The organism is Methylobacterium brachiatum (assembly GCF_900113845.1).
GTDB lineage: Bacteria > Pseudomonadota > Alphaproteobacteria > Rhizobiales > Beijerinckiaceae > Methylobacterium > Methylobacterium brachiatum.
The window spans coordinates 172,392-189,715 of record NZ_FOQW01000007.1; the positions used below are offsets into that span (position 1 = coordinate 172,392).

General features: G+C 68.3%; 16 protein-coding genes. 8 read left to right on the forward strand and 8 right to left on the reverse strand.

Annotation, left to right across the window (positions count from 1 at the left end; genetic code table 11):
* Position 1: 1 nt before the first annotated feature.
* A complete protein-coding gene (locus tag BMZ47_RS10725; protein WP_007563738.1) occupies positions 2-985 on the reverse strand; it encodes an ABC transporter substrate-binding protein in 984 nt (327 codons plus the stop codon).
* A 196-nt stretch (positions 986-1,181) separates the two neighbouring features.
* Between BMZ47_RS10725 and BMZ47_RS10730 the strand changes: the two genes are divergently transcribed.
* Complete coding sequence (locus BMZ47_RS10730) at positions 1,182-1,559, forward strand: 4a-hydroxytetrahydrobiopterin dehydratase (protein WP_091861734.1); 378 nt, start codon at positions 1,182-1,184, stop codon at positions 1,557-1,559.
* Positions 1,560-1,573: 14 nt separating this feature from the next.
* On the opposite strand, the gene BMZ47_RS10735 is transcribed toward BMZ47_RS10730, so the two are convergent.
* The 4 genes from BMZ47_RS10735 to BMZ47_RS10750 form a co-directional block, all read right to left on the reverse strand.
* Positions 1,574-1,795, reverse strand: coding sequence for a hypothetical protein (locus BMZ47_RS10735; RefSeq protein ID WP_007563733.1), 222 nt, complete (start codon positions 1,793-1,795; stop codon positions 1,574-1,576).
* A gap of 168 nt (positions 1,796-1,963) precedes the next feature.
* Entirely contained in the window at positions 1,964-5,029 is a 3,066-nt protein-coding gene (locus BMZ47_RS10740) for an efflux RND transporter permease subunit (RefSeq protein WP_091861737.1), read from the reverse strand.
* A 22-nt stretch (positions 5,030-5,051) separates the two neighbouring features.
* Positions 5,052-6,149 carry an efflux RND transporter periplasmic adaptor subunit gene (locus tag BMZ47_RS10745; RefSeq protein WP_091861741.1) on the reverse strand — a complete coding sequence of 366 codons (1,098 nt, stop codon included), beginning with the start codon at positions 6,147-6,149 and terminating at the stop codon, positions 5,052-5,054.
* The gene (locus tag BMZ47_RS10750; protein ID WP_091861745.1) at positions 6,146-7,237 is read right to left on the reverse strand and encodes an efflux RND transporter periplasmic adaptor subunit; all 1,092 of its coding nucleotides are present in this window, start codon (positions 7,235-7,237) and stop codon (positions 6,146-6,148) included. Before BMZ47_RS10750 ends, BMZ47_RS10745 begins: the two co-directional genes overlap by 4 nt.
* Before the next feature lie 104 nt (positions 7,238-7,341).
* Between BMZ47_RS10750 and BMZ47_RS10755 the strand changes: the two genes are divergently transcribed.
* The gene (locus BMZ47_RS10755; protein WP_091861747.1) at positions 7,342-7,905 is read left to right on the forward strand and encodes a TetR/AcrR family transcriptional regulator; all 564 of its coding nucleotides are present in this window, start codon (positions 7,342-7,344) and stop codon (positions 7,903-7,905) included.
* 310 nt (positions 7,906-8,215) lie between these two features.
* On the forward strand, positions 8,216-8,917 hold the full coding sequence (locus BMZ47_RS10760) for a hypothetical protein (protein ID WP_167369029.1): 702 nt from the start codon (positions 8,216-8,218) through the stop codon (positions 8,915-8,917).
* Between the two features lie 102 nt (positions 8,918-9,019).
* On the opposite strand, the gene BMZ47_RS10765 is transcribed toward BMZ47_RS10760, so the two are convergent.
* Positions 9,020-9,304, reverse strand: a complete 285-nt coding sequence (locus BMZ47_RS10765; protein WP_007563721.1) for a hypothetical protein — start codon at positions 9,302-9,304, stop codon at positions 9,020-9,022.
* A 452-nt stretch (positions 9,305-9,756) separates the two neighbouring features.
* Here BMZ47_RS10765 and frc point away from each other — a divergent pair, with 452 nt between their 5' ends.
* Entirely contained in the window at positions 9,757-11,034 is a 1,278-nt protein-coding gene (gene frc, locus BMZ47_RS10770) for a formyl-CoA transferase (RefSeq protein ID WP_007563720.1), read from the forward strand.
* Positions 11,035-11,154: 120 nt separating this feature from the next.
* Positions 11,155-12,087, forward strand: coding sequence for a methionyl-tRNA formyltransferase (locus BMZ47_RS10775; protein ID WP_091861754.1), 933 nt, complete (start codon positions 11,155-11,157; stop codon positions 12,085-12,087).
* 321 nt (positions 12,088-12,408) lie between these two features.
* On the opposite strand, the gene BMZ47_RS10785 is transcribed toward BMZ47_RS10775, so the two are convergent.
* Positions 12,409-13,065, reverse strand: a complete 657-nt coding sequence (locus BMZ47_RS10785; RefSeq protein WP_091861760.1) for a class II aldolase/adducin family protein — start codon at positions 13,063-13,065, stop codon at positions 12,409-12,411.
* Positions 13,066-13,159: 94 nt separating this feature from the next.
* The gene (gene oxlT / locus BMZ47_RS10790) at positions 13,160-14,437 is read right to left on the reverse strand and encodes an oxalate/formate MFS antiporter (RefSeq protein ID WP_091861763.1); all 1,278 of its coding nucleotides are present in this window, start codon (positions 14,435-14,437) and stop codon (positions 13,160-13,162) included.
* 485 nt (positions 14,438-14,922) lie between these two features.
* Between oxlT and BMZ47_RS10795 the strand changes: the two genes are divergently transcribed.
* The 3 genes from BMZ47_RS10795 (at position 14,923) to BMZ47_RS10800 (ending at position 17,267) form a co-directional block, all read left to right on the forward strand.
* Positions 14,923-15,615, forward strand: coding sequence for a GntR family transcriptional regulator (locus BMZ47_RS10795; RefSeq protein ID WP_007563709.1), 693 nt, complete (start codon positions 14,923-14,925; stop codon positions 15,613-15,615).
* Positions 15,616-15,926: 311 nt separating this feature from the next.
* Positions 15,927-16,079: a hypothetical protein gene (locus tag BMZ47_RS28525; protein WP_007563707.1), complete on the forward strand. Its 153-nt coding sequence runs from the start codon at positions 15,927-15,929 to the stop codon at positions 16,077-16,079.
* A 114-nt stretch (positions 16,080-16,193) separates the two neighbouring features.
* Positions 16,194-17,267 carry an HD-GYP domain-containing protein gene (locus tag BMZ47_RS10800; protein WP_091861766.1) on the forward strand — a complete coding sequence of 358 codons (1,074 nt, stop codon included), beginning with the start codon at positions 16,194-16,196 and terminating at the stop codon, positions 17,265-17,267.
* Positions 17,268-17,324 lie beyond the last annotated feature (57 nt).

Consider the following 17,324-nt stretch of genomic DNA (forward strand, 5'->3'; position numbering starts at 1 on the left):
CTCAGCCATTGCGGCCGGCGTCGTAGTAGAGATCCGGCGGCAGTCCGGCGCCCTTGCCGACCAGGCGGGGGCCGCCGAGGCGGGACATCACGGCGTAGAGCTTCTCGGCATCGGTGCGCTCGGCCGCCACCGGGCGGCGCGGGATGCCGGAGAGGAAATCGCGCTTGAGCGCCTCGAAGGTGGCGTCGTTCTCCGCCGCCATCAGCGGGCGCACGACCTCCCAGGTCGTGGGATCGGCCGCCAGCATCTCCTTGGCGGCGCGCGACGCCCGGGCGAATCCGGCCACCGCCTCGGGCTTCTCCTTCACGGTCGTGTCCTGGAACAGGTAGCCGATCAGGGAGACGTCGCCGGCGACGCCGAGCGCGTGCATGATGTCCTCGGCGCCGACCAGCCGGCGGAAGCCCTTGGCCTCGAGCCGCGCGCAATAGGTCCAGTAGGTCAGGGCCGCGTCCAGGGCGCCCTGTTCCAGCTTCAGGGTGATCAGCGGAGGGGCGCCGTAGGCGATCTCGGCGGCGTGCTCGAGATCGATCCCGGCGGCGTCCTTGGCCTGCGCCCGCAGCAGGAGCCAGTTCTTGTCGAGCGGCCCGCCGGCGACGCCGAAGCGCTTGCCGTCGAGGTCCTTCAGGCTCTTGATCGGGCTGTCGGCCGGCACCATCACGGCGCCCTCCGAGGTCGAGTACGGGATGAAGCGCACCGCCTGGCCGTCATTGCCGAGGCGAGCGGCCCACAGTAGGTCGCCGATGATCGTGTCGACCTGCCCGCCAATGAAGCTGATCCGCGCCGCGTCGTTGCCGGCGAGCTTGACCGCGTCGAGCTGGAAGCCGTTGGCGGTATCGAGGCCGCGGGCCTTGATCACCGCCGCCTCCCATGTGGAGGTGCCGAACGGCAGGCTCCCGAGGCGGATCACCGGCACGTCCGCCCGCGCCGCCCGCAGGCCGAGGCCGCCGAGCAGGCCGCCGGCGAGCATTGCGCGCCGTGACAGCATCACGCCTTCTCCCATCGTATTGCGCGGTCTTGAGAGATCGCAGACTTGGGCGTGGACTTGTCCTGCCGCCATTGGAAAAAGGTCATAGGGCTCGCATGGCACGCCGTCCACCGCGGCGAATTCCCTTGTGCGCTTGCGCGCCGCCGGTGCCGCGGGCACCCTTGCTCTCTAATACGAACCGAGAAGGACGAGGCGAATGAGCGAGCGGCGCGAGGGCGTTCTGGACGAGGCGACCATCGAGGCCCGGCTGAAGGCCGAGCTGCCGCATTGGCGGCTGGAGGACGGCTGGATCCGGCGGACCTACAAGACGGCGAGCTGGAAGGGCACGCTCATGGTCATCAACACCGTGGGCCACCTCGCCGAGGCCGCCTGGCACCACCCCGACCTGACGGCCTCCTATGCCTGGGTGGAGGTGCGGCTGATGAACCATGCGGCCAAGGGAATCACCGAGAAGGACTTCGCGCTCGCCAAGAAGATCGAGGAGGTCGTGTCCTGGCAGCCGGCCCTCGACGGACAGGGACTGGAGGGAACCCCGTCCGACCCGCGCTTCGCCTACATCAAGTACGACAAGTAGCCGGGCGCGCCCGGTCACTGCGGCTCCTTCACCCGGCGGCACGCGGTCTTGAGATAGGCGGACTTGCCGATCTCCTCGCGCCGCTCCGTGCGGGCGATGATCTCCTGCCAGCCCGTGGCGCAGCCGAGCTCGTTGGCGACCCGGACCTTGCGCACTTCCAGCGCCTCGGCATCGGTGCAGGCCTCCTGGGCGAGACCGTTGGCGCAGACCAGGACGACGGCGATGAAGGCGTTCATGCGGGCGGGGTTCCTCGGTTCTCGTCCCGCTTACGTGCGGGGACGGTCCGGAGTTTCCGCCTGCATCCTCTGAAACGAATCACGGTCGGCCCGCCCTGAGGGGGCGGAGGGGCGGGCCGACCGCTCACCGCAGCGTGGGGCCACGCTGCGATCGGTGTCGCCGGTCGCTCAGGCGGCTTGCGCCGGAGCCCGGTCGCGGCTCTCCGGTCGGATCCGGTAGCAGCCGACATAGAGGGCGGGCAGGAACAGCAGCGTCAGGAAGGTCGCCGCCAGGATGCCGCCGATCATCGCGAAGGCCATGGGCCCCCAGAACACCTCACGGGCGATCGGGATCAGGCCCAGGCTCGCCGCCGCGGCCGTCAGCAGGATCGGCCGCATCCGGTGGTGCGTGGCCTCGTAGACGGCATCCCAGGGCGCCATGCCCTCGGCCCGGAACTCCTCGATCTGGCTCACCAGGATCACGGCGTTGCGGATGATGATGCCGATCAGAGCCAGGATGCCCAGGATCGCCACGAAGCCCATCGGCTTGTCGAACAGCAGCAACGCCGGCACGACGCCGATCAGGCCGAGGGGCGCCACCGTGAAGACCAGCAGCATCCGGCCGACGCTCTGGAGCTGGACCATCAGCAGCAGCGCCATGGTGAGCAGCATCACCGGGACGACCGCCGCGATCGGGCCCTGGCCCTTGGCCGATTCCTCCACGGCGCCGCCGGTCTCCAGGCTGTAGCCCTCGGGCAGCGCCTTCGCGAAGGCGTCGATCCCGGGCTGCAACCCGGTGACGATGGTGGCGGGCTGCGTGGTGTCGCGGATCGTCGCCCGCACCGTCACGGTCGCCAGCCGGTTCCGACGCCAGACGATCGGCTGCTCGAGGTCGTAGCCGATCCGCGCGAAGGAGAGCAGCGGCACGACGGAGCCGTTGGCGAGGCCGACCTGAAGGGATTGCAGGGTGTCGAGCGAGGAGCGCTCGGCGGCCCGCGCCCGGCCGACCACGTTCACGAGGTAGATCGAATCGCGCACCTGCGTGATCGCCTGGCCGCCCTCGATGCCGTTGAGGATGCCGGCGATGTCCTGGCTGGTCACGCCGAGCTGGCGCGCCTTGTCCTGGAGGATCTCGACCCGCAGCACCTTGCCGGGCTCGTTCCAGTCGAAGGTCGGCACGTCGAGGCGGCGGTCGGCGGCGACGACGTTCCCGAGGTCGAGGGCGAGGCGGCGCACCGTCTCCATATCCGGCCCGCTGAGCCGGTACTGGACCGGGCGCCCGACCGGCGGCCCGAGGCTGAGCGGCTGGACGAGCACGTCGGTGCCGACGAAGTCGCGCCGCCCGATCGCCTGGAGCCGCGCCATCACTTGGTCGCGGGTCTCCAGGGATTTCGTGACGACCACGATCTGCCCGTAGAACGCGTTGGAGAGCTGCTGATCGAGGGGCAGGTAGAAGCGCACCGCGCCCTGGCCGACATAGGACGACCAGCTCGTCACGTCCGGATCGTCCTTCAGCTTCGCCTCGAACCGGTCCATCTGCGCCTTGGTCTCGGCGATGGTGGCGTTCTGCGGCAGGGTCAGGTCGACCAGCAATTCGGAGCGGTCGGAGGACGGGAAGAATTGCTGCTGGACATGGCCCATCCCGACGATCGCCACCGCCATCAGCCCCAGGCAGAGCACGACCGTGGTCCAGCGCCAGGCCATCGCGAGCCGGAGCATGGCCAGGAACAGCCGGGTCAGGAAACCGCGCTTCTCCGCATGGTGCTTCACGGTCTTCGGCAGCAGGGCGACGCCGATGAGCGGGGCAAACAGCACGGCCACCACCCATGAGACCAGCAGCGAGGCCGCCAGCACGACGAACAGGGAGTAGGTGTACTCGCCCGCCCCCGAGCCGTTGAAGCCGATCGGCAGGAAGCCCGCCACCGTCACCAGGGTACCGGTCAGCATCGGGAAGGCCGTGGAGGTGTAGGCGAAGGTCGCGGCCTTGCGCAGGGTGTCGCCCCGCTCCAGCCGGGCGACCATCATCTCGACCGTGATCATGGCGTCGTCGACCAGCAGGCCCAGCGCGATGATCAGCGCGCCGAGCGAGATGCGCTGCAGCGTCACGTCCATCATCTGCATGACGACGAAGACGATCGCGAGCACGAGCGGGATCGACACGGAGACCACCAGGCCGGCCCGCACGCCGAGGCTGACGAAGCTGACCGCCAGCACGATCACCACGGCCTCGACCAGCGCCTCGGTGAAGCCGCCGACCGCGTGCTCCACCTGCTTGGGCTGATCGGAGACCAGGTGGACGCCGACGCCCACCGGCAGCGTCGCCTCGATCCGGCGCATCTCGCCCTTCAGGGCCTCGCCGAAATGCAGAAGGTTGGCGCCGGGCCGCATGGCGATGGCGAGACCGATCGCCGGCTTGCCGTCGACCCGGAACATCGGCGCCGGCGGATCCTCGTAGCCGCGGCTGATCTCGGCGATGTCGGCGAGTCGGAAGAAGCGGTCGTTGACCCGCAGGTTCACGTCCTGGAGCGAGGCCTCCGAGGTGAAGGAGCCTGTGACCCGCAGCGACACGCGCTCCGGTCCGGCCTGAACCACGCCGGAGGCCGAGACCGCGTTCTGGGCCTGGAGCGCCTTGATCAGGGCCTGGAAATCGATGCCGTAGCCGGCGAGCTTGCGGGTCGAGAAGTCGAGATAGATCGTCTCGGCCTGGGTCCCGATCAGCTGGGTCTTGCCGATATCGGGCACCCGCAGGACCTCGGTGCGGATGCTCTCGACGTAGTCGCGCAGCTGCCGGTAGGTCAGGCCGTCGGCGGTGAACGCGTAGATGTTGCCGTAGACGTCGCCGAACTCGTCGTTGAAGAACGGCCCCTGCACGCCGTCCGGAAACTGGCCCTTGATGTCGCCGAGCCGCTTGCGGACCTGATAGAAGGCCGGCTGGACCTCGGACTTCTTCAGCGTGTCGCGGAACTGCACGAAGACCGTGGACGAGCCCGGCGTGGTGTAGCTGCGGACGTAATCCAGCGCGTTGAGCTGCTGCAATTCCTTCTCGACCCGGTCGGTGACCTGATCGAGCGTGTCCTTGATCGTCGCGCCCGGCCAGGTCGTCTGCACGACCATGGTCTTGATCGTGAATGGCGGATCCTCCTCGCGGCCGAGGCGGCTATAGGCCATCACGCCCGCGACGAGCGAGACCGCCATCAGGAACCAGACGAACGAGCGATGCCCGAGCGCCCAGTCGGAGAGGTTGAAATCCTTCACGGGAAACTCTCGTTCGACCGGCTCAACGGGCATCGTCGGTCAGGCGCACGGCCTGGCCCTCGCGTAGGGCATGGACCCCCGCGACGACGACCCGCTCGCCCGGCTCGATGCCGTCACGGATGGCGACGCGCCCGCCCTCGACCGTCTCCGGGGCGGAGGCCACAGTCACGTCGCGGCGCGTCACCGACTTGCCGTCCGGCGTCACGATCCAGACCGAACGGCGCTCACCCTCCACGAGCAAAGCGGATTCGGGCAGGAGGAAGCGGCGGGGGACCTTGCGCGTCAGCGACACGTCGATGGTCGCGCCGAGCCGGAAAGCGGGGCCCGGATTGTCCAGGGTGATCCGGATGCGCCGGGAGCGCGTCCCGGTCTCGGCGAGGGGCGCGATCTCGCGGACGCGGCCCCGGGCGGTCAATTCCGGCGCGCTCTGGAGCGAGACCGTGAACACGCCGTCGGCCGGCAGTGCGCCGACATATTGCTCCGGCACGTCCACGACGGCCTCGCGGATCTCCGGCCGGGCGACAGTGACGACGCCCTGTCCGGCGCTCAGCACCTGCCCGACTTCGGCCAGGCGTTGGGTGACGACCCCATCGAACTCGGCCTTGAGCTCGGTGTAGCCCATCTGATCCCGGGCCTTCTGGAGGCTCGCGGCGGCCTGATCGACACGCGCCCGGGCGGTGTCGCGCTTGGCGACCGCCTGATCGAGGGTCGCCTGCGAGACGTTGTTGCCCGACATCAGGCGGCGGCTGCGGGCCTCGGCGGCCTCCGCGTTCTCGGCCTGCGCGCGCGCATCGGCGAAATCGGCCTCGGCCCGCGTCAGGTCGAACCGCGTGACCACGGTGTCGAGGGCGGCCAGGCGCTGGCCCTTCTTGACGATGTCGCCGACGGTCACGTCCCGCGCGACCATGCGGCCGGGAATCTGGAACCCGAGCTGCGACTGGTAGCGCGGCTCGACCGTGCCGGCGAAGGGTCCGAACGTGATCGTGTCGCCCGGCACGGCGACCTGCGTGAGCACCGGCCGCACGGGCGCCGCGGCATCCTTGGGCTCGTCGTCGTGGCCGCCGCAGCCGCCGAGGATTGCCGCGCAGGCGGCCAGGATCAGAACCGCGCGCGTCTTCATGGGTTGCTCTCGACGAGGGCGGCCGCAACCTCCTGCCCGGGACGCAGAAATTGAATGCCCGCGATGACGACGCGCTCGCCCGGCTCGACGCCGCCCTTGAGGGCGATGACATCCGGCCCGTACCGGTCGATGTCCACGGGGCGGACCGCGACCGTCCGACGGCCGGTATCGTAGATCCAGACCGCCGGGTGCCCGTCGTAGCGATACAGCGCCGACCAGGGCAGGATCACCGCGTCGTGGGGGGCGAAGCGACCATGCCCGATGACCACGGCACCCAACCCCATGGCGGGCGGGGTGTTCTCCAGACCGATCTTCACCCGCACCGTTCCGCTCGACGCATCCACGGTCGGCGAGATCTCGCGCACGGTCCCGCGGACCGTGATCGCCGGATTCGCCTGCAGCGAGACCGTGATGGTCTTGTCCCCCGGCGGTCGCGCGGTCAGCGATTCGTAGACGTTGAACACCGCGTCCCGCGGTCCGTCCTGGGCGATGACCAGGACGGTCTGGCCGGACTGGACCACCTGGCCGACCTCGAAGCTCCGGCTCGTCACGATCCCCGCGACGCCGGCGCGCAGCTCCGTGTAGGAAAACTGCTCCTGGGCGGTGCCGAGCGCGGCCTTGGCGGAATCGACCGCGGCCTGCGTGGTCCGGACCTCCTGCTCGGCATTGTCGTAGCTCGGCCGCGTGGTGTAGCCGCCGGCCAGGAGCTGCTTCTGGCGCTCGTAAGCCATCTTGGCCTGGGTCAGCAGCGCTTCGGCCGACACCAGGGCGGCTTTGGCGTTGTCGAGATTGGCCCGCTGGGTGAGCGGCTCCAGCACCGCCAGCACCTGATCGGCCTCGACATGGTCGCCGACCTCGACCCGCCGCTCGGCGACCTTACCGTTCGTCCGGAACGAGACGTTGACCTGGGCCTGTGCCTGGATATCGCCGGTCAGGACGACCTCGGACGCGACGGAGGTGCGGCGCGCCTCGACGATTCGGACCCGGGCCAGGGACGAATCGGGCTCGTCCGCCGGTTCGGCGGCCCGGGCCGCCGACGCGAAGGTGATCGTCGCGAGCAGCAGGGCTGTGTATCGAAGAGCGATCATGAGAATCTTGCCGTCAGCCGTCGCGGCAAAATCGGGCCACCGGCGTGACGTCCTCCTACTTCATCGCTTACATACCGTCCAGTCGGTTTTTAATTTGGTGACCCATGCGCGTCAAACGACAGCGGCTGGCTGAACGGCCGGAGATCATCCTGGAGGCGGCCGACGCGGTGCTGCGCAAGGGCGGCGCGCGGGCGCTGACGATCGACGCCGTCGCGGCCGAGGCCGGGTTGAGCAAGGGCGGGGTGCTGCATCACTTCGCCTCGAAGGATGCGCTGATCCTGGCTCTCGTCGCCCGCAAGCTTGCCGCGATGCGCTTGGATATCGCCGCCTGCGAGGCGGCCATCCAGCCCGGACCGGCGCAGCTTCCGCTGGCCATGGTCGAGCATGTCCGGAAGCATTATTGCGACGAGGACGAATCCTCGCGTGCCCTGCTCCTCGCCTCGATCGAGTATCCCGAGGCCCTGAACGATTACCGTGCCTTCGTGACGGGCCAGCTCGAGCGGCTCGCCGGGATGAACAGCGCCTGCCCGGGCGAGGGTTCGGTCCTCTTCTTCGCGATCCTGGGCGTGATCATGGGCCGGACCCTCGGCTTCCACCAATTGGACAAAGCTGAGTTGGAGCCGATGTTCGAGGCGCTGGAGCGGATCGCCCGGAAGTCTGAAGGGTAAGTCCGAGCCACCGAAAGTCGCGTTGGCTCTCAAGACCCGATGGACCTTCCGCACCGGCAGCGGGATCGGCGAAGATGTCGCGATGGATCGACAGCGACCGGTGCGTAAAGCGTGCGACGGCGTCTTTACAGGATGGCCGGAACGACCGCGCACGGTAAGAGTCGTGCGTGTCGGATCGTCAGGCCATCGGACGAATGCATGGGCGTGACGATTGCCCCCGCCTCGATACCGGATCGTCATGCGCCCATGGCTCCTCCGGCTGCACAAGCGCGTTAATTGCCGTCCCGTTACTCGCCGCCAGCGTAGCGTCATGAATGAACACGTCGCGACTTCGCCTGCCGACGACCTGCGCCGTGCGGTGGCTCGGTCGCTCTACGAACATGACGGATCCGGGATCGCCGACCATCCGGCTTGGGATGGTCCGGCCCTGGACAGGGACCATCCGGGATTGCGCGAACGCTATCTCCGGCGTGCCGACGCCCTCGCGGACGGGCCCCTGGCGGGGCTGATCGCCGCCGCGGACGATCGCGCGGCGCGCGACGAGGAGCTGCGTGTCCTGCGGCGTCAGCGCATGGCGCCGGAGCGCGAGCGCGAGTTGCTCGAAGCCAACAATCGCCTCCTGGCACGCGCCCATGCGGCGGAGGCCGCCCAGGAGACTGCCGAGGCGGCTCTGGCCGTCGCGCAGCGGGAACGGGACGTCGCCCGGGAGGCGGAGGCGTTCTGGCAGCATTTCGCCTTCGACGCCGACGAACTGGCGACCCGGCGGCTGATCGAGCAGACCGATGCCCGGGCCGAGGCCGAACGCACCGCGATCCGCGAGCGGTGCCGGCGGGAGCGGGCCGAGAGCGCGCTTCGGCTATTCGCGGATCGGGCCGAGGTGATGCCGAAGGAGGGCTGGGCGTCGGAATTGACGAAGGCGAACCGCGACATCCCGCTCTGGTGGTTCCACGCCGCCCGGGTCGCGCTGGAAGCGATAGAGCCGCCGGCCAAGGCCGAACCGGACCGTTCCTGAATCAGCTCGCGATCGGTCGGCCCTCGAACACATGGCGGGACGCGCCCGACCCCTCCAGGCCGCCCACGCTTCAGGCGCGGCGCAACCGCCGCAAAACGGGAATCACGCCGCGGCCGGCCGCGCCGCATCCGCGGGCGGCTCCCGGAACAGGGCTGTGCAGCCCGAGCCGCGGTGCATGCTGAGAATCGAGGCTCGGTCGATCTCGGGATGCGCCTTCAGGACCTTCTGCACGCAGCACAGCACGCGATCGTACTGCGCGGCGTCGAAGTTCGGTTCCAGCGGGCTCACGGCGATGTAGGTCTCGACCACGAGCACGCGCTCCGCACGGTCGCGATCGACATCGACGGCGATCCAGGAGGACTTGATGAGGCTAGTGCTGGCGAGCATGGGCGTTCCTCGTTCAGCGTTGTTGCGCGGTCTTCCGCGTCGCGGAGTACCGATTTTGGCGGAATGATGGACTGCCTTGAGACGTATGCCAAGGGGGCGGGACCCGGTTCCCCCTGTGCTCTGGCCCATCCGCGTTGAGCCACAAAACTCTTGGGTCTAAGCTGATGCGCTGACCACAACCTTCGCGAGAGTTTCTTTGTACTCGCTTCCCGCTAATGGCATGTGGTATACAAACAGGAAGGCCCGCCTGACCGGGCCAAGGTGACGGAACCGCGATTCGACGGGGCCGCGTATCGGGAGGGAGTGTCGGCATGGTCCGTCCGCAAACACCAGACGCGCGTCCTCGGCCGAAGCGCCGCGCAGGCCCCAGGGTGGCGCGGCGCCCGTGAGACCGACCTGAATCGCCTCCCGACCCTGAATCCCGAAACCCGACCCGAGATCCGAGACCGACCATGAGCAAGGCCCTTGAAGGCGTCCGCATCCTGGACTTCACCCACGTTCAGTCCGGCCCGACCTGCACCCAGCTCCTGGCCTGGTTCGGAGCGGACGTGATCAAGGTCGAGCGGCCCGGGGTCGGCGACGCCACCCGCCAGCAGCTCCAGGACATTCCGGATGTGGACAGCCTCTATTTCACGATGCTGAACCACAACAAGCGCTCGCTGACGCTCGATTCGAAGAACCCGAAGGGCAAGGAGGTACTCTGGCGCCTGATCGAGGAATGCGACGTCCTCGTCGAGAACTTCGCCCCCGGGGCGCTGGCCCGGATGGGCCTGACCTGGGAGAAGATCCACGCCAAGAACCCCCGCATGATCCTGGCCTCCGTGAAGGGGTTCGGGCCCGGCCGCTACGAGGAGTGCAAGGTCTACGAGAACGTCGCGCAATGCGCCGGCGGCTCGGCCTCCACCACCGGTTTCCGGGACGGCATCCCGATGGTGACCGGCGCCCAGATCGGCGATTCCGGCACCGGCCTGCACCTGGCGCTCGGCATCGTGACGGCGCTCTACCACCGCACGCAGACCGGGCTCGGCCAGAAGGTCGACTGCGCGATGCAGGACGGCGTGCTCAACCTCTGCCGCGTGAAGCTGCGCGACCAGCAGCGCCTCGAGCACGGTCCGCTGAAGGAATACAGCCAGTTCGGCGAAGGGATCCCCTTCGGCGAGGCCGTGCCGCGCGCCGGCAACGATTCCGGCGGCGGACAGCCGGGCCGGATCCTGCGCTGCAAGGGCTGGGAGCAGGACCCGAACGCCTACATCTACGTGATCACGCAGGCCGCGGTCTGGGAGCCGATCTGCGACATCATCGGCGAGCCGGACTGGAAGACCGATCCGAACTACGCCTCCCCGAAGGCGCGCCTGCCGCATCTCAACGAGATCTTCACCCGCATCGAAGCCTGGACGATGAAGATGTCCAAGTTCGAGGCCATGGACATCCTCAACGGCCACGACATCCCGTGCGGCCCGATCCTGTCCATGAAGGAGATCGCCGCGGACGAGGCCCTGCGGGCGACCGGCACGATCGTCGAGGTCGATCACCCGACCCGCGGCCGCTACCTCTCGGTGGGCAACCCGATCAAGTTGTCGGCGAGCCCGACCGAGGTCGCGCGCTCGCCCCTGCTCGGCGAGCATAACGACGAAATCCTGCGCGACGTGCTCAAGTACTCGGCCGAGGAGGTCGAGGAAATCGCCGGGTCCGGCGCGATCGGCGCCGTCCAGAAGATCGCCGCCGAGTGAGGCCGACGGGCGATCCCGGGCCGCGCGTCCGGGATCGCCGTTACCGATCTGCACGACCACGCCGTCCAACCAGAACGAATCCGTCCCCGCTTCGGGGCCGGACGACGCCAGGGATTTCCCATGCGCATCGCCGTCATCGGTCAGCAGGATTTCGGCAAGGCCGTCCTGGACGCGTTCCTGACGCGCGGGGATACCGTGGCAGGGGTGTTCTGCGCGCCCGAGAAGGCCGGCGCCAAGCCGGACGTCCTGAAGACCGCCGCCCTTGAGAAGGGCCTCCCGGTCTTCCAGTTCCCGAGCCTGAAGAGCCCCGAGGCCGAGGCCGCGATGCGTGACCTGAATGCCGATCTCGGCATCATGGCCTACGTGCTGCAATTCGCCCCGCAGAGCTTCGTCACCATCCCGAAGCACGGGACGATCCAGTACCATCCGAGCCTGCTGCCGCGCTATCGTGGCCCGTCCTCGATCAACTGGCCGATCGCCAAGGGCGACCTGCAGACCGGGCTCACGATCTTCCGCCCCACGGACGGACTCGATGAGGGCCCGGTGATCCTGCAGAAGACCTGCGAGATCGGCGCCGACGCGACGCTGGGCGACATCTACTTCGACAACCTGTTCCCGATGGGCGTCGAGGCGATTCTGGAGGCGGCCGATCTGGTCGTCGCCGGTGAGCATATCGAGATCGACCAAGACGAGGACGCGGCGAGCTACGAGGGCTGGTTCCGGGCCGCGGAAGCCGAGATCCGCTGGTCGGCCCATGCCGACCAGATCTACAACCTGATCCGCGCGGCGAACCCGGCCCCCGGGGCCTGGACCACGCTCGACGGCAAGAAGCTCCAGATCTTCGACGCGCGCCTGCACCCGGTGCGCCGCCTCGGCGACGTGAAGGGCAAGCCCGGCGAGGTCATCGCCGTGGACGCGGACGGGTTCAGCGTCTGCGCGCAGGGCGGCCGGATCGAGATCCGCAAGGTCAAGCCGGAGGACGGCAAGAAGATCGCGGCCGCCGAGTTCGCGGCCTCCGGCGGCATCGCGCTCGGGCAGGTCCTCGGCCGCTAAGCGGGGCGGATTCGCGTTTTCCCCGCCCCATAAGGGCTACGGGCTACACGGGTCTGAAGCACAAGCGCTGTTGTAGGCTGCGACGTGCCCCCTCTCCCGTGCGGGAGAGGGTTGGGGTGAGGGACCCGGTCTTTCCGGAGAGGTCGCATCCCTCACCCTGTCCCTCTCCCGCACGGGAGAGGGGACCCGCGCCTTCTGCGCCCACGGGTTGATCACGGTTACGGTCGAAACCTGTGTAGCCCGTAGCCATAAGCGAGAGGAGAGCGCGTCACGCTTTGGACAGGCCGGCGCGTGAACGTTGCAGGTCGTCTGTGCGGCGGTTCAGCCTTTGTCGGCGGCGTTCAGCCCGTAGCAGCGGAAGCGCTCCACGGTGCTGTTGATCTCATGGTCGGACAGGATGTTCGGGGCGCCGACCTGGAGCGCCACGGCGTATTGCCAGCACAAAGTCTCGAGCTCGACGGCGAGCCACAGCGCCTTCTCCAGGCTCTCCCCGGCGGCGATCATGCCGTGATTGGCGAGCAGGCAGACATTCCGGTCCTTCAGCGCCACCAGAGCGAGTTCGGATAGCTCGGCCGTGCCGTAAGGCGCGTAGGGCGCGCAGCGCACGTTCGGGCCGCCGAAGGCCGCGATCATGTAATGCACCGCCGGGATCTCCCGCCCGCACAGGGCGAAGGCGGTACTATGGATCGGGTGGGCGTGGACGACGGCGCCCATCTCGGGTCGCGCCGCCAGGATATCCCGGTGGAAGCGCCATTCCGAGGACGGCTTGAGCCCGGCCGGGTGGGTCCCGTCGAAGGCCAGGGGCACGATGTCCTCCGGGCGCATGCGCGCCGTGGGCAGCCCCGAGGGCGTGATCAGGAGGCCGTCGCGGAACCGCACCGAGACGTTGCCCGAGGTCCCGCGGTTCAACCCCTGCGCGTCGAGATCCCGCGCCGCCGCCACGACGCTCGCGCGTGCGTTCCGCTCGTCCGTATCCATGCCCGATCCTCGGATGAACCCGGTACCGGGTACGCGCGAAGGCCCGGCGCCGTAAAGCCGGCGCCGGGCCTCCTGTCGATCGCTCGGATGCGCCTTACTGGGCGAGCACCGGCGCGAGGTTCGCCTGCGGCGCCTTGGTGTAGGCCGCCCGCATCGGCTTGAGCACGAACAAGGCCAGGAACGCCGCCAGGATGTTGAGCCCGGCCGCCACCAGGAACACCGTGTGCCAGCTGCCGGTCATGGTGGTGAGCACGCTGGTATAGGGCACGATGAGCGCCGCGGTCCCCTTGGCCGTGTAGAGCAGGCCGGCATTGGTCGCCGCGTATTTCGAGCCGAACGTGTCGCCGCAGGTCGCCGGGAACAGCGAGTAGATCTCACCCCAGGCGAAGAACACCAGGCCGGTGAGCAGCACGAAGGCGATCGGGTTCTCGCCGAACTGGCTCAGCGCGTAGATGCCCAGGCCTTCGATGGCGAAGGAGATGAACATCGTGTTCTCGCGGCCGATATGGTCCGAGACCCAGCCGAAGAACGGCCGCGTCACGCCGTTGAGCACCCGGTCCAGCGTCGCCGCGAAGGTGAGCGCCGGCAGCGTGATCCCGAGCAGCGAGACCGGGACGTCGGCGATCTTGAAGTCCTTGGCGATCGGCCCGAGCTGCGCAGTCGCCATCAGGCCGCCGGCGGCCATCATGACGAACATCGCGTACATCACCCAGAAGATCGGGGTGCGCACCATCTCGCCCGGCTTGAAGTCGCGCTTGGACTGGCTGACCCGGGCGACATCCGGGACCTGGCCCTTGACCGGCGAGCGCAGGAACAGGGCGATCAGCATCACGATCAGGCCCTGGCCGATGCCGAAGTAGAAGAACGCGGCCTCATAGCCCTGAGACTTGATCATCGCCTGGATCGGCACGACCGTAAGCGCCGAGCCGGCGCCGAAGCCCATCGCGGTGATGCCGGCCGCGAGACCGCGCCGGTCGGGGAACCACTTGAGGGAGTTGCCCACGCAGGTCCCGTAGACCGCGCCCGCGCCGGTGCCGCCGATGGCCGCGGCCACGTACAGCATCGTGAGCGACTCCGCGTAGGAGTTCATCACCCAGGCGATGCCGCAGAGCAGGCCGCCGAACAGGGTGACGATCCGCGGGCCGTACTTATCGACGAACCAGCCCTCGATCGGCACGAGCCAGGTCTCGGTGACCACGAACAGCGTGAAGGCGACCTGGATCGCGGCGCGGTCCCAGCCGTGCCGCTCCTGCATCGGGTTCACGAAGAACGTCCAGCCGTACTGCATGTTGGCGATCATGCACATGCAGACGACGCCGAATGTCAGCTGGAGCCATCGGCCCCGCCCAACCGGTTTGGTGGTCTCGGACATACGCTTCCCTCCAGATTGGATTTATTATTTTCTCTCGAACGCCGGCTGTGTTTATGGCCCGGCGGAGCCGCCCTTGGCAGTACAAAGCGCGCGACGTGCTTTGAAAAATTCTTGTCTGGCGGACAAATGAAGTCTCGGCGGTTCCGCCCTTCACCGCCGAAAGGTCTCTCTTGCACCCCGCTGGTCTACGGTATGCCAGCAGAATGGTGCTGAGGTCCGGCGAGTCTGTCAATCGATCCTGCACAAAAATACACGAATACGCCGCAGGATTACCGAGGCTTGTCAGACGTGGGCCGGATTTTCGGCATTACCGTTCCGGAAAGGGCCGATCATGGCCGGCGTGTCCGGGAACCTGCCGACGAGCGCTCTGTGGAGTCGCCGCGCATTTGGCTAGGATCGGGAAAAGGTTTGGGCTAGTTCGTTTTATGAGCGCACGACAGACAACACGTGCGAGAAATTATGGGCATGGGCCGACTGGACGAGGCATGTCGAACTCTGAACCGTTGAGCGTTAAACCGATCGTCGCCAGCTCCAGTTTACGGACCCTGGCTTATGAAGCGCTCAAGACTGCTATTACCAACATGGACATCTACGGGCGGCCCGACGAGGTCCGGCTCGACGAGCGGAAACTGTCGCAGGATCTCGGGGTCAGCCGCACGCCCGTGCGCGAGGCGCTCACCGTGTTGGAGCAGGAAGGGTTCGTCCGGTCGGAAGCGCGGCGCGGCGTCTTCGTCATCAAGAAGAACAAGCGCGAGATCGTCGGCATGATCCACGCCTGGACGGCGCTGGAAAGCATGGCGGCCCGCCTCGCCTGCACCCGCGCCACCGACGCGCAGCTGCGCGCCCTGCGCGAGTCGTTCCCCGAATTCTACGAGGGGCAGCCGGCCGAGCACATCGACGAGTATTCGGACGCCAATATCCGTTTCCATCAGCGGATCATCGCGCTGGGCCATTGCGAGCCGATCGCCGAGCTCACCAGCAACCTGCTGATGCATGTGCGGGGGATCCGCAGCACCGCGCTCCGCCAGGGCGATCGGGCCGAGCGGTCGATCCGCGAGCACGTGGCGATCATCGCGGCCCTGGAAGCGCGGGACGCCGACAAGGCTGAGCGGCTGGTGCGCGAACACGGCCTCGGCCTCGCTCAGCACGTGGACACCTACGGCGACTACTTGGACTGAGCACCACGCCCGGCCGGAGCCTTCTGCGTCGAACCCCGGATGCACCGCCGGCGACGCCGATACGACGCCTGCACGGCCGTGCTTGCAGCGCAACATAAGCCGGCGAGGCTACTAACCGTTTTGTGCAGGCGGCAAGCGGGTTTCCGGCCAGGCGTCAGGCACCGACGCTGAGCTTTCGCCCATGGATCCCGTCGCTTATGCGTCCGAAACATGAGTGGCATTCGGCATCTGGTATACCAGTTTGCGGTGCGAGATGGCATCTCTGGCGTCGCAACATCGCGTGGCCATTCGTGCCGCTCCGGAGCCTCACCATGATCGCCAGCTTCCTCGTCGTGTTCGTCGCCCTCGCCGCCTGCCAGGCCCTGCTGGCCGTCAAGCTGGCCGACGTCCTGAGCCCGGCCTCCGATGCCGGCAAGGTCGCCACGCAGCAGACCCGTCAGGACGGCGCCGTCAGCCTAGCCTGAAGACTGCTATTCCGGCGTCTATACGCTGGCAAACTGCGTAGGGTTAACGCTTTCCTCAAAGGTTCCCGCTAAGGTCAACGGATCGTTGACCATGCGGGCGAGGGAGCAACCGCGTTGGCCCTCGGCACCTCTTTGCGGACCACGAATGGTCCGTTCGTCCTGCTGATCTCGGATCGCCCCACGGAACGGGCCGCCCTGGAACGGGCCATCGCTCTGGTGATGGATTGCCGGGCCGTCCCGGCAAATGCGGCGCTTCCACACGGCCGGCCCCATCTCATCGTCCTGGATCTGCATCCGGCCCAGGCCGCAGCCCTCGAGCCGGCGCTGACCCATCGCGGGCTTCCGGTCCCGCGCCTCGTGCTCGTCCGCGGCGAGCCCGCCAAACCGGCCCCGCACCTGCGCCAGCTGCCCGCCGCGGCCCCGCGTCAGGTGGTGCTGGCCAACGTCTTCGCGATGATCGAGGCGGTCACACGCTCGGCGGAGACGCGCCGGCAGAAACTCGTCGGCCAGGTCTCGGACGCCACCGCGATCGTGTCCGAGCTGTTCGACAGCGCGGCCCTCGGCGCCGGTTTGCAGCGCGCCGATGTGGAGCGCGGAACCGCTCTGGTGCTCGCCGCCGTCTCCGAAGCCGGGATCACGGCGTGGCTCGCCGAAGTCTGGCGCCACGACGTCGGGGTCTACCAGCACACGCTCGGGGTCGCCGGCCACGCGGCGAGCTTCGGTGCGCAGATCGGGCTGGGCCGGGTCGATCTCGGACGGGTGGTCCGCGCCGCCCTCCTCCACGATATCGGCAAGTGCCGCATCCCGAGCGAGATCCTGAACAAGCCCGGCCATCTCGATCCCGAGGAGTTGCGGCTCATGCAGCGCCATCCCGTGATCGGGGCCGACCTGCTTCGGGCGCAGGGCACGTTCGAGGACGAGGTCATCGACGTCGTCCTGCATCATCACGAGCGTCTCGACGGGACCGGATACCCGGATCGGCTCTCCGGCCGGGCGATCTCCGATCTCGTGCGGATCGTGGCGATCTGCGACGTGTTCTCGGCTCTGACCGAGCGCCGCGCCTACCGGAAGCCCGCGAGCCCCGCCGAGGCCCTGGCGATCATGACCGACGGGGTGGGCCATCTCGACCCCGACCTCCTGCGGGTCTTCGCGCCGGTCATGCTCGGGGGCGACGCCCTGGCGGCATGAGGGCCGTGGCCGCGGCGCCACGGTCCGGCGTCGCGGCACCGGAGCCACCACCGGCGC